This window comes from Vibrio sp. JZG10 (assembly GCF_054064075.1).
On the sequence record NZ_JBSUGE010000005.1, the window covers coordinates 86,336 to 99,462 of the forward strand.

10 protein-coding genes and 1 pseudogene are annotated in these 13,127 nt (G+C 43.2%); 7 read left to right on the forward strand and 4 right to left on the reverse strand.

The genetic code is table 11. The features are described from left to right. Nucleotides 1-423 precede the first annotated feature (423 nt). Nucleotides 424-1,797, forward strand: coding sequence for a carbohydrate porin (locus ACWYVB_RS08755; RefSeq protein ID WP_317411081.1), 1,374 nt, complete (start codon nucleotides 424-426; stop codon nucleotides 1,795-1,797). Between the two features lie 63 nt (nucleotides 1,798-1,860). Here ACWYVB_RS08755 and ACWYVB_RS08760 read toward each other — a convergent pair whose 3' ends face one another. Next, nucleotides 1,861-2,847, reverse strand: coding sequence for a LacI family DNA-binding transcriptional regulator (locus ACWYVB_RS08760; protein ID WP_317411031.1), 987 nt, complete (start codon nucleotides 2,845-2,847; stop codon nucleotides 1,861-1,863). A gap of 235 nt (nucleotides 2,848-3,082) precedes the next feature. Here ACWYVB_RS08760 and ACWYVB_RS08765 point away from each other — a divergent pair, with 235 nt between their 5' ends. From ACWYVB_RS08765 to ACWYVB_RS08775, 3 genes are all read left to right on the forward strand, one after another. After that, nucleotides 3,083-4,522 (forward strand): sucrose-specific PTS transporter subunit IIBC, encoded by a 1,440-nt coding sequence (locus ACWYVB_RS08765; protein WP_104973469.1) that lies wholly within the window; start codon nucleotides 3,083-3,085, stop codon nucleotides 4,520-4,522. Between the two features lie 165 nt (nucleotides 4,523-4,687). Then, nucleotides 4,688-5,611, forward strand: a complete 924-nt coding sequence (locus ACWYVB_RS08770; RefSeq protein ID WP_258634939.1) for an aminoimidazole riboside kinase — start codon at nucleotides 4,688-4,690, stop codon at nucleotides 5,609-5,611. A 31-nt stretch (nucleotides 5,612-5,642) separates the two neighbouring features. Beyond that, the gene (locus tag ACWYVB_RS08775) at nucleotides 5,643-7,097 is read left to right on the forward strand and encodes a sucrose-6-phosphate hydrolase (protein ID WP_317411030.1); all 1,455 of its coding nucleotides are present in this window, start codon (nucleotides 5,643-5,645) and stop codon (nucleotides 7,095-7,097) included. Between the two features lie 79 nt (nucleotides 7,098-7,176). On the opposite strand, the pseudogene ACWYVB_RS08780 reads toward ACWYVB_RS08775, so the two are convergent. Beyond that, nucleotides 7,177-7,287, reverse strand: a pseudogene (locus tag ACWYVB_RS08780) (dihydrofolate reductase family protein); the annotation flags it as partial. A 254-nt stretch (nucleotides 7,288-7,541) separates the two neighbouring features. On the opposite strand from ACWYVB_RS08780, the gene yghU reads away from it, so the two are divergent. The 3 genes from yghU (at nucleotide 7,542) to ACWYVB_RS08795 (ending at nucleotide 11,388) form a co-directional block, all read left to right on the forward strand. Continuing rightward, nucleotides 7,542-8,399 carry a glutathione-dependent disulfide-bond oxidoreductase gene (yghU, locus tag ACWYVB_RS08785; protein ID WP_053807951.1) on the forward strand — a complete coding sequence of 286 codons (858 nt, stop codon included), beginning with the start codon at nucleotides 7,542-7,544 and terminating at the stop codon, nucleotides 8,397-8,399. Nucleotides 8,400-9,596: 1,197 nt separating this feature from the next. Next, nucleotides 9,597-10,766, forward strand: coding sequence for a D-alanyl-D-alanine carboxypeptidase family protein (locus ACWYVB_RS08790; RefSeq protein WP_317411399.1), 1,170 nt, complete (start codon nucleotides 9,597-9,599; stop codon nucleotides 10,764-10,766). Nucleotides 10,767-10,980: 214 nt separating this feature from the next. Further along, on the forward strand, nucleotides 10,981-11,388 hold the full coding sequence (locus tag ACWYVB_RS08795) for an SPOR domain-containing protein (protein WP_006741205.1): 408 nt from the start codon (nucleotides 10,981-10,983) through the stop codon (nucleotides 11,386-11,388). A 50-nt stretch (nucleotides 11,389-11,438) separates the two neighbouring features. On the opposite strand, the gene ACWYVB_RS08800 is transcribed toward ACWYVB_RS08795, so the two are convergent. Both ACWYVB_RS08800 and ACWYVB_RS08805 read right to left on the reverse strand, forming a co-directional pair. Continuing rightward, entirely contained in the window at nucleotides 11,439-11,912 is a 474-nt protein-coding gene (locus tag ACWYVB_RS08800; RefSeq protein ID WP_167427310.1) for a peroxiredoxin, read from the reverse strand. 129 nt (nucleotides 11,913-12,041) lie between these two features. Then, nucleotides 12,042-13,055, reverse strand: a complete 1,014-nt coding sequence (locus tag ACWYVB_RS08805) for an adenosine deaminase (protein WP_317411398.1) — start codon at nucleotides 13,053-13,055, stop codon at nucleotides 12,042-12,044. Between the last annotated feature and the right edge of the window lie 72 nt (nucleotides 13,056-13,127).

Genomic DNA, 13,127 nt, shown 5'->3' on the forward strand with positions numbered 1-13,127 from the left:
TTTGTAGATATTAAAATGCATGGAGCCAATGCTCTCACTGATTCTATGAAGTTTTTTGTGCGCTCTAACCACAAGACAATCTATAAAAGACGTTGAGCCAACGTCTCTGCCACAATGCCACCTGTTAATAAGGCTGAATTTCAATGCCTGTTTCTCATTACCATTCAAATGTGCGCTGGTTAATGATTTTTCTGTAAGTAACACAATTGAACGTGATAGAAGTAACAAAATTGCTTCCTTGCGGTAACGTTCCCGAAAATTTTATATATTATCGCCCCATTGATACAAGTGATAGAGACGCTCTGTATCTGAGCGCTCTGAAATTCAGGCTTTAGATGGACATTTAAAGTCACCATATGTTTGCAATTTTTCTTGGGAACGTTTGCAAAAAACCTGAGTATAAATTTACGTGAGACTATGGAAATGAAACTACACACTTTGACGATGGCAGTAGCGCTTGGGCTGGTTACTGCACCTGCATTCGCAACAACAGATGTTGCCGCTCTTGAAAAGCGAATTAATGAATTAGAACAGAGGCTTGAACAGACAGAAACAGTATCCGTAGAAGCAAATGAAAAAGCCTCAAGCTTTGAGTTTCATGGCTACGCTCGTTCCGGGTTGCTCATTAATGACGATCTGAATGGTGCAGTTGGTACTGGTCCTTACATGACGGCAGCTGGTGCTATTGGAGCGCCAATTGGACGATTAGGGGTTGAGGATGATCATTATGTGGAAGCAAACCTTATTCACAAACGTTTTGCAGATGATGGTTCCAGCGCTTTGTTCCGAATCATGCTGGCAGATAGTACGGAAACCAATAACGAATGGACAGCGAGTGAGAGTCAATTAAACGTTCGTCAGGTATATGCTGAGCTAAACAAGTTGAGCATGTTCTCTGAATCAAGTGCGTTTGCTGACGCAACGTTTTGGGCAGGTAAACGATTTGACCGTGATAACTTTGACATTCACTTCTTTGACTCGGATATCGTTTTCCTCTCTGGTACTGGTGCAGGTGTGTATGACGTCCAAATGAACGATTCATGGAAAGCAAACTTCTCGATCTATGGTCGTGATTTTGGTGAGATTGATAGCTCGTCAACTGATGTTGAAAACTATATCGCGACAATGAACAACCGTTTTGGTAATTGGCAATTGATGCTGAGCGGCATGACGTCTGCTGATAACAATGATCGCGCAGAAGGCGCAGCGGACAAAGGTTTACATGCGATGTTTGCCTACCATGGCGATACCTTCTTTGGCATGAGTGAAGGCTTCTCTAAAACTGGTATTTTGATGGGTGATGGACTGGGGGCGGAACTTAAAGGCATAGGTTCAAACGGTGATTTGTTAGAAGACGCAAAAGCCGTACGCTTGTTCAGCTATGGTGTAACACGCATCGGCGACAATTGGCGTGTAGCACCTGCGTTGTTAGCAGAACACAGCCAAGATCGCTTTGCTAAAAATGATGAATTTACGTGGGCATCGTTCAACATCCGCTTAGCGCAAGAGTTTACACAAAACTTTGAGATGGTTTATGAAGGCTCATACCAATACATGGACCTAGACAATGCGATTGATAAAGCAAGTGGCAGTTTTTACAAAGCGACAATTGCACCAACGCTTAAGATGTCTACCGCAGCAGGGTTCTTTGACCGTCCGGAGCTACGTTTTGCTGTTAGCTACGTTGATTGGAGCGAAGACTTGAATGGCTACTCGATTAGCCAGGATGCGGGCGCTGCAACGATGGGTGATGGTGGTGAAGTTCTGTTTGCACTGCAAATGGAAACTTGGTTCTAAAGGGCTCTAACCGAGAAAGAGTAATAAGAAAAGCGCCAACTGATTTCAGTTGGCGCTTTTTCATTAACAGGACTGACGCTCAATTGTTTTGAAGGTTAGCACCATTTTACTCATTTCAAAACTTCTTTTGGCAATTCTATCTAGCAACAGTTTCGCACCATTTTCACCTGCTTTATCAAATGCATAGTTAAATGTTGATAAGGTTGGGGTGCACACTGATGCGAGCTCATCATCACCAACTCCTAGCACTAAAACGTCTTTACCCGGTGTTAACCCAAGCTCTTGAATCGCTCTCATCGCACCGATAGCAATACGGTCTGTCGCACAGAACAAGCCATCTAGCTTACGGTTCTCTGTTAAGTGTTGTTTTGCCAATGAATAGCCAGAGTCGATGGTAAAGTCACCACGAGCATGGAAGGTGAGCTCAAAACCATGGTGTTGCAGCGCCTGAACAAATCCTTCAGAGCGTTGCTTATCTACTGCGATATCGTCACCTTGTACGCCAATAAAGCCCATGGTTTGGCAACCTTTTGCAACCAGTCTATTTCCCGCTTCAAACCCTACTCGTGCGTCATCATGAATGATGCTTGGAATATTAAACATGGAACCATCTTGACCGACGAGCACAACTGGGACCGCTGAGTTTTGAATTGCTTTTACCAGCTTGGAATCGAGGTGGGTGGCGTAAAGAATGATCCCTTCAACCCGTTTTTGGTTAAAGATCTGAATATATTCTAGTTCTTTTTCGTGGACTTGGTGAGTGCTAGCAAGTAAGACATGTTTCCCGGCTTTTTCAAGGACCTCGGTTAATCCATCGACGCCTTGGGATGTGGCATGAGAGGAAACCCGAGGAACAATGACACCAACCAGATTGGTCTTTTGATATTTTAGATCTTTAGCGACTTGGTTCGGCACATAGCCACACTCCGCTACTGCTTGGCGGACCTTCTGTTTTGTCGCTTCTTTTACGCCATACTCATCGTTTATAACCCGTGACACTGTTGATTTTGATACGCCAGCCAGACGGGCGACATCATGTAGACTCGCCATTGTTCCTATCCATTCTGTTTTTCGTTTTTGGGATTGTTTGCAAAGAGAAGATGAAAAGCTCTTTGATAAGTAGCGATTCTAACTTCCTATACTGCTCTTAGGGAGAGAATTTGACGATCATTCTCACATTCTCTCTGCTTTATCTTTGATTATTTGGTTTTATTGAGCAAAAATCTGTTTTGCAAACGTTCCCGAAAATTTCGCAAGCTCAGATAATAATCCAATGGGGTATGAAATGAATTATCCGGCAGTAGCAAAAGAGTTGTTAACTCTATTAGGTGGTAAAAGCAACATCACCGCACTTGCACATTGTGCAACACGCTTACGCCTTGCCGTTGCAGATGAGCAAAAAATAGATGAACAAGCGATTGATAACCTTGAAGGGGTAAAAGGGCAGTTCAAAGTTGCGGGTCAGTACCAAATCATTTTTGGATCAGGCATCGTAAACCAAGTTTATGCAGAAATGGCGAAGTTGACGGGTATGAGTGAAATGTCCACCAACGACGTTGCGTCTGCTGGCGCAGAGAAACAAAACATCGTTCAGCGCGCAGTGAAGGGGCTGTCTGATATTTTCGTCCCAATCATTCCAGCAATCGTCGCTGGCGGTTTGTTGATGGGTATTTACAACCTACTGACTGCCCAAGGCTTGTTTATTGATGGTAAATCCTTGATTGAGGCCAACCCAGGACTGACTGACTTGGCGAACATGATCAACACGTTTGCAAACGCGCCGTTTGTTTACCTGCCTATCCTGTTGGCATTTTCAGCCAGCAAGAAGTTTGGCGGCAACCCATATTTAGGGGCAGCGCTAGGTATGTTGATGGTTCACCCTGACTTGCTGAATGGTTGGGGATTCGGCGGCGCATCTGTGTCTGGCAACATTCCGGTTTGGAATATTCTTGGTTTTGAAATCCAAAAAGTGGGTTACCAAGGTTCAGTGTTACCGGTTTTGGTATCGGCATTCATTCTTGCGAAGGTTGAGCTAGGCTTACGTAAAGTCATACCTTCTGTTTTAGACAACCTTTTAACGCCATTACTGGCGATTTTCATAGCGGGTTTGCTGACGTTTACTGTCGTCGGTCCGTTCACGCGTGATATCGGTTTCCTATTGGGTGATGGTCTGAACTGGCTATACAACACAGCTGGCTTTGTTGGTGGTGCGGTATTTGGTCTTATTTATGCTCCGTTTGTTATTACTGGTATGCATCACAGCTTCATTGCGATTGAAACGCAACTTCTTGCGGATATTGCGACGACGGGCGGCACCTTTATCTTTCCTATTGCGGCGATGTCTAACGTTTCTCAAGGAGCGGCAGCGTTGGCGGTGGGCGTGATGAGCAAAGATAAGAAGATGAAAGGTATTGCGATTCCATCTGGTGTTACGGGTTTGCTGGGTATTACAGAACCAGCCATGTTTGGTGTTAACTTAAAACTACGTTACCCATTTATTGCGGCAGTTTGCGCTGCGGCGTTATCGAGCGCGTTCATTACAATGTTTAATGTGAAAGCTCAGGCATTGGGTGCAGCAGGTCTTCCAGGCATCATTTCCATCACGCCGGATAAGATTGGTTACTATATCGCGGGTATGGTGATCGCGTTCTTGACCGCATTTGTTCTCACCATTGTTCTTGGTATGCGTGACCGCGCTAAAGTCGGTAAAAAAGCAGCGGCTTAATCTGAACTCCTTAAGGGTGGAGTCCCCCAAAATCCACTTCTTTTCCTAAATGTTTGGGGTGCTAGCCAAGCACTCATGGTTTGGCTAGCCTTTTTCAATTTTTACTTGGTAGTGAATGTGTTCAACACGTTGGACTATCAGGGCTTTAATTTTAAGGTAAGCAAGATGAATCAAGTGTGGGTAACTGGTGATGCTGTTGTCGATCTAATACCGGAATCTGAGACTTCTTTACTCAAATGTCCCGGAGGTGCACCAGCGAATGTCGCCGTAGCAATTGCTCGTCTATCTGGTAAGAGTGCGTTTTTTGGACGTGTGGGTGATGACCCATTTGGTCGCTTCATGCAATCAATACTCGATCAAGAGGGCGTGTGCACGGAGTTTCTCATTAAAGACCCTGAGCAAAGAACATCAACAGTGGTGGTGGATTTAGACGATCAAGGTGAACGCAGCTTTACGTTTATGGTAAAACCGAGCGCTGATCAGTTTATGTCTGTTGAAGACATCCCAAACTTTAAGCAAGGTGACTGGCTGCATGTTTGCTCGATTTCACTGGCAAATGAGCCAAGTCGAAGCAGCACATTTGAGGCGATCAAAAGAGCAAAAGCCGCTGGTGGTTTCATTAGCTTTGACCCTAACTTGCGTGATGAAGTGTGGCAAGAACAATCAGAAATCCAAGCTGTCGTGATGAAGGCTGTAGCGATGGCTGACGTGGTTAAGTTCTCTGAAGAAGAGCTTTTGTTCTTAACTGACTCAACTTCGATGGCACAGGGTTTACAACAAATAGCCGCTTTGAATATTGCGTTGGTCTTGGTGACACAAGGTGCGAAAGGCGTTTGGCGCGTCTTTGAAAGCCAGAGTGAGCTGATCACTGGTCAAGTCGTTAGTCCGGTTGATACTACAGGGGCTGGTGATGCTTTTGTCGGAGGGCTACTGGCATGTCTGTCTCAGCATGACGATTGGAAAAATCATCCTGTTGTTAGCTCTGCGATTCAATGGGCAAATGGCTGTGGTGCATTAGCGACGACGCAAAAAGGCGCAATGACCGCGCTTCCGACCCAGACAGAATTGCTGCGATTTATTGGGCAATGATCTTCAGATCCAATTTCAGTTGAGAAAAATTATGAGCTTAGACAACCGTTGGACTGTAGAGCAAAGATATCGCCGACTTGAGCAAATCCCTCAGTGTGATATCGAAGAAATGACACTTTTACGTCAGCAAGATAAAGGCTTTCCTAGTTTTCATATCGCCCCTAGATTTGGGCTGTTAAATGACCCAAATGGGTTGTGCTATTTCAATGGTGAGCACCACATCTTTTACCAGTGGACGCCTGTGGGACCAGTCCATGGAATGAAGTATTGGTATCACCTTTCTACTAAAGACTTCATCCATTTTACTGATCATGGTGTTGGTCTTCATCCTGACCAAGACTACGATTCACATGGTGTCTATTCGGGCGGCGCTTTGGTGGAAAACAACAAGGCTTTGCTGTTTTTTACTGGCAACAAGCGTGACCAAAACTGGAATCGAATCCCAACACAATGTTTTGCCACCATGGATTCAGACGGCAACATTGAAAAGCACGGTGTGGTCATTGAGAACGAACATTACACGGAGCACTTTCGTGATCCAAAAGTTTGGAAGAAAGGCGACGACTATTTGATGGTGGTGGGTGCTCAAACCAAAACTGAGCATGGTTCAATGGCGCTCTATCAAAGCAAAGATTTGAAAACGTGGCAGCATAAAGGTTCTATCAAGACCAAGTTTTCTGACCTTGGGTACATGTGGGAGTGTCCTGATTTCTTTGAGATTAATGGTCAATCGGTGATGCTGTTTTCTCCACAGGGCGTGAGCAGTAGTAATCCTTATGATTTCAAAAACATCTATTCTGTCGCGTATATCGTGGGTGATCAGTTGAACCTAGAGTCGATGACTTTAGAAAACCACCAAGATATTTTGCAGCCAGATTATGGGTTTGATTTCTACGCCCCACAAACCTATTTAGATGAGAATGGGCGTCGCATTCTTATTGCATGGATAGGGTTGCCAGAAATCGACACACCATCGGTCACACACCAGTGGGCAGGAATGTTGTCTCTTCCTAGAGAACTAACGTTGAAAGATGGTTTTCTTGTTCAAACTCCACTCCCTGAGCTGAAGAGTTTAAGAAAAGAAGAGGTGGTCTTTGCACAATCCCATACACTGGAAAGCACCAGTTGTTTGATCCAATTAGACCTTGAGGGCGATGGCTTTGAACTTGAGCTGAGTAACCTCAAAGGTGACAACATCGTCTTTAGTGCGACAGAGCACGAGTTTATGCTGGATCGTCGTCACATGTCGCACTTGTACGCAGAAGAATTTGGTAGCATTCGAAAAGCACCAAGATTGGACGCTAAGCAGACGATTGATATATATATCGACAACTCTGTCATCGAGATTTTTATTAATGGTGGCAAACACACGATGACCAGTCGTTTCTTTATTGATGACCTCAATAAGGTAACGTTGAAAGGGTTGGAGCAAGCAAGGCTTTTCCCTTTGAAAGGCATCACTGGTTTGTTTGAATCAGCTAAGTAACGGTTTCGATTACAAAGATATTAAAACGCCCTTCATTGACTCAGTGAAGGGCGTTTTTCTTTTTAACTATCTAACCTAACTATCTTTCACGTACGTAAGTCTTCTGAACCAAAGTATCTAACACTACTTCGCTCTTAGTGACTGTAAAGTTAAGCGGTTGTTCTAAATCACCAAACAGAGATGCGCCGCCGAGTTGGGCTTACTCATTATTGTTAGCATCTCGAATCTAATTCACATTAACACAACGTTTTTCCTTATAGCGTGAAAGAAAATCCCATAACCAAAGGTTCTAATTAAGTGAAAGGTCAGGACTTTTATTTGAAGATTCCGGCCTAATATCTTGGGTATGCCCATTTATCGAATGCGGTGGGTTACTTCATCATGCTTGCTGGCGCACTGAGTTTGCCAGTTTGATAATGCATTCAAACACAATAAGGGATAACAATGGCTAACGAATATATTCCACCAAAAGTTTGGACAAACGATAACGAAAACGGTGGCCAGTGGGCGAGCATTAACCGCCCGGACTCAGGCGCTCGTCATGAGCAAGAATTGCCTGTTGGGGAACACCCATTCCAACTTTATTCCATGGGGACTCCAAACGGCCAGAAAGTAACGATCATGTTTGAAGAGCTTCTGGCGGCAGGCGTAAAAGAAGCAGAATATGATGCATACCTGATCAAGATTGGTGACGGCGACCAGTTTGGTTCTGGTTTTGTTGCTGTGAACCCGAACTCGAAAATTCCGGCCCTAGTTGACCGTTCAGGTTCTGAGCCAGTGAACGTGTTTGAATCAGGTAACATCCTATTCTACCTAGCAGAGAAGTTTGGTCACTTTCTACCAAAAGAGGGCGCAAAGCGTGCTGAAGTGATGAACTGGTTGTTCTGGCTGCAAGGTTCTGCGCCATACCTAGGCGGTGGTTTTGGTCACTTCTACGCGTACGCACCAGAGAAGTTCGAGTACCCAATCAACCGTTTTACAATGGAAGCAAAACGTCAGTTAGATGTATTAGACAAGCGCCTCGCAAACAATGAATTCCTAGGTGGCGATGATTACAGTATCGCTGATATCGCAACATGGCCATGGTACGGCAACCTTGTACTGGGTCGTGCTTACGATGCGGCTGAATTCTTAGACGTAGAAAGCTATAAAAACGTTGTGCGTTGGGCGAAAGCGATTGATGAGCGAGAAGCTGTCCAGCGTGGTCGTATTGTGAATCGCTCATGGGGAGAAGAGTGGGAGCAGTTACCTGAACGTCACAGCGCAGAAGATATTGATAAGGTATTGAAGCTTAAACCATAAGCAAACTTGGCTCAGTCACTTCAAGTAAGTTTGTTTTCATCCGAACTCATACTCCAAAACTGATCAAATCCATAGCGCATCTTACTAGATGCGCTACTTTTATTTGAATTGTAACCCCGTTGAAGATTATTCAATCTATAGATGGTTCTTTGCTTCTATTTGTCGTTTTCATATTCAACAAGCCCTCTGAATTTCTATTAACTATTAGCTGATGATATTCTAAAAATTTATACTTTAGATAACCTTAAATTTATAACTTAATTTTATATCTAGTATAAATAAACTTAATGATAATTAATCTTTGACATAACCTTTTATTTTGTGTGGAATGTGCAGGTTAATCTATTTAAATTAAAATTTATAGATAAATAAAATTTAAATAATTTACTGAATTCTACATCTAGCTTTGAGCAATGTTTAATTACAACTGCTTATACCATGAAAGAGGATATGTATAATGTCGTCGTTTGATTCGTACTGGGTTGGGGTACGTGAAAGAATTGCTATACAAACTGAAGGTAACCGAAATTTAAAGTCTTTAGTGATAAAAAAGCAGAGAGTGAACTTAAATAACAGTGGCTTATCTTTTCGTGCTAAAGCCGGATGCCTTATCCCTCATTGTTACACTCAGTTTACTGATGACGATACAAGCTCAAAGGCATCGAAAAAAGCCTCCCTTAGTTTTAAGAAAGGGAAATTATACTTTTCTCCTGTCTAGTAATAGATAATATTTAGGTTATATATAAATTAAATTTTTATTTTTATCTGAAATTCTGACAATAAATTATTATGTTGTTATGACCGAGATGAAGCATTGGTTAGTAAATTATTAGTTCGGATTATTAATTGAATTGTAGATTTTCTTAGTTGCCCCTAGTTAGATAGTGATAAAATTTTTAGCTATCTTTTCCCGTACAAGCTTAGTTTTAGATCTGGCTTGTACGGTTTTTTCTCTTAACACTAATTACATAGCATAACGGCATGATTTCTCGCCTCTTGTCTCATCTTTCTAGACGAAAGCTCTACCTACCTCTCATTATTCTCGACAAACATTGAGTAAAAGTAACTAATCGTAACAAGGTGGCTGTAACTGAGCGCCGTTTCAATATACTCGCTCTTTACCTAGGTAACCCTGCGCTTTGAATTCATTCGGGTACCGTTTGTAAGCCTTAAATGCTACTAAGATAAGATGTCATGATGAGAAAAAGTACTATATTAAACACAGTGTTAATTACAGGGTTCGCTTCTGTATCTTCGTTGGCTTATGCAGCACCAACGGTTGTGCCAAATGCACCGGAACTCAGTTCTCGTGGCTATGTTTTGATGGACTTTCACACTGGGAAAGTGCTGGTTGAACGTGATGCACATAAACGGCTAAATCCTGCGAGCTTAACGAAGTTAATGACGGCTTATGTGGCTGGTCAAGAAATTAACGCAGGTAATATTACTTTGGATGATGAGGTCGTCATTAGCCGAAATGCTTGGGCAAAAAACTTCCCAGATTCCTCAAAGATGTTTATTGAAGTCAATACTTCCGTTTCTTTATCTGACTTATACCGTGGCCTGGTTGTTCAATCAGGTAATGATGCTAGTGTGGCCATTGCTGAACATGTCGCAGGTAGTGAGTCAGGGTTTGTAAGCTTGATGAATAGTTGGGCTGCTAAGCTTGAATTAAATAACACGGCTTTCACCAACCCTCATGGTCTAGACAGTGACGGTTTATATTCAACACCTTATGACATTGCCAAGTTGGGCCAAGCGATTATTCGTGACTTACCTGATATCTACCCACTGTATAGCGAAACCTCGTTTACCTACAACGGCATTACGCAATATAACCGCAATGGCTTGCTTCGTGATCGCAGTATGAATGTCGATGGTATGAAAACTGGTTATACAAGCGGTGCTGGTTATAGTCTAGCGACTTCAGCGACTCAAGGTGATATGCGTTTGATTGCTGTTGTAATGGGAGCGAAAAGTGAGAATATCCGTGAATCCGAAAGCAAGCAATTGTTAAGTTATGGCTTCCGCTTTTACGATACGGTAATGCCAACCGAGGCAGGAACGGAAGTTGCGAACGCTCGAGTTTGGATGGGCGAACAAGATGAGCTTAAAGTAGGCGTGGCCAATGACGTTTATCTCACTTTACCAAAAGGGGATGTGAACAAGCTACAAGCTGAAGTTGAATATAATGGTGATTTGGTAGCGCCAATTTCTCAACAACAAGTGGTTGGTAAAGTGCTTTACAAAGTCGAAGGTAAAGTTGTGAATGAAGCCGAACTTGTTGCGTTGGAATCAGTGGAAGAAGGCAGCTTATTCAAGCGAATTTTAGACTGGTTTAAGCAATTGGTCGCGAGTTGGCTCTAAAAAACAGCTAACTTCTGCCATTATCACTCTATCTTGTTATTGTTCTATTAAATCAATTTACTAAGGCGGCCAACGTGGTCGCCTTACTTTTTTGGAATACTCGTTGCGCTAAAACATCGAACCTTCTCGTATGGGTCTATTTTCGCCTAATTAGAAGCGTTTTTGTGTTTTTGAGTGCGAGAGAAAAGAAACTAGAACAAAAATGGAGTGACACGTGCACAAGATTTTATCTTTGACATTGATTTTATCGCTCATGGGCTGCGCTATGCCTTACCAGCAGCAGGTCGATAGTGGCCAATGTGTTGGAGTAATGACCTCTCAGGATGCGTATGGTTATTTAAACCCAAACCATTACACGATGCAGGTACTCGCGCTAAAGCAAGAAAAAGATGTGAAAGATTACATTCGTTATATCGATCCTAAGCATCCGGTTTGGGTTAACTGGAAAAACAGCCGAGGCACGCGTTGGTATACGGTAACTGTTGGCGATTTTAAAACGAAACAGGATGCCTACAATGCGCTTTCTTCACTGCCGAGCCGCGTAAAGCAATCATCCCCATTTGTGCTGACTTTTGCGGAAATGCAGCGTAAGCAACAAACGAGTGTTGTGAGAATGCGTTAGCCAACAAAAAACGGAAGCGATGGCTTCCGTTTTTGTATCTAAGGGTAAGCTTAAAGCGCCGCTAAAATCGTTTCTGCTTTGCTTGCTTCAAACTCTTTTGGTTCTTCAACGTTAAGTTTGGTCACAATGCCGTTTTCAATGATCATGGCGTAGCGTTGTGAGCGAATACCACCAAAGCCGCCGGTATCCATTTCAAGACCCAATGCTTTAGTAAAGCTTGCGTCGCCATCACCCAACATCAGGATTTCTGAAGCGTTTTGAGCTTCGCCCCAAGCTTGCATCACAAATGCATCGTTTACAGAAACACACGCAATTAAATCAACACCTTTTGCCTTCAACTCGTCGGCTAATACCACATAGCCTGGTAGGTGAGCTTCCGAGCACGTTGGGGTGAATGCGCCAGGTACAGCGAAGAGTACGACTTTCTTGTTTGCAAACAGCTCAGTAACGTCGTGGTTAACCATACCATTGGCAGTCAATTCGCTTAGAGTCGCAACTGGTAGAGCTTGGCCTTGTTGAATCATGATTTTATTCCTTTTTGTGTGCTAGTTTAGCTTTCTCAGTCTAGCGCTTATAAATGCGGTTAACCACAGAGCTTTTGTAAGGTTTTAACACCTAAGTGTTTGACCCAAGATGTAGCACTGATGGCTTTATTACAACGCTTCATGCTGACTTACGTATTGACTAACGAGATGGCGATACTTCGCTTTCAACTCATTATCGATGAAGCTAGCATCAATCGCATTCATTGTGAATTGAGCTAGTTCATTCTTACTCATTGGGTGTGAGTTGTTGACGGCCAAAAAGTTATCTGTCATGTAACCACCAAAGTATACCGGATCGTCCGAATTAATTGTCACAGCGACACCTTTGCGCAGTAGCTCGACAATATTGTGCTCTTTCATATCGTCAAATACACACAATTTAAGGTTCGATAATGGACATACCGTCAGTGGCATTTTGCTTTCAATTAACGACTCGACTAATGCTTCATCCTCAACACAGCGAACACCATGATCCACGCGGCTGACGTGAAGCATTTCAATTGCATCGGTAATGTTTTGTGCCGGACCTTCTTCACCTGCGTGAGCAACAGTCAGTAAGCCTGCTTCTACTGCTTGTTTAAATACTCGTTTGAACTTAGCTGGTGGATGGCCTTGTTCTGAAGAATCTAGACCGACACCAATGATCTTATCACGGTGTTTCAGAACGGCTTGCAGAGTCTCCATGGCGCTTTCTTCTGAAAGGTGACGGAGGAAACACGCAATGATTTGTGAAGTAATGCTGAGCTTCTCGTGCCCATCTTGTAGTGCGCGAGCGATCCCGTGGATAACGGTGTCAAAGTCAATACCGCGCTCTGTATGCGTTTGTGGGTCAAAAAAGATTTCGGTATGAATAACGTTATCCGCTTTACAGTGCAGTAAGTATTCCCAAGTGAGATCGTAAAAGTCTTGCTCTGTACGCAAAACATCCGCCCCTTGGTAATAAAGGTCAAGGAATGACTGCAAGTCTTCGAACTGATACGCGCTGCGCAGTTCACTCGGAGAAGAGTAAGGAATGTCGATACCGTTTCGTTGTGCTAACTTGAAGAGAAGTTCTGGTTCAAGTGAACCTTCGATATGTAAGTGCAGCTCTACTTTTGGAAGACCTTGAATAAATGCGTTCATATTCCACCTTATGTGTATTGTGGATGCAGTTACTCTAAGAATAGGTATAGATAAGAATAAATCGAACGCTAT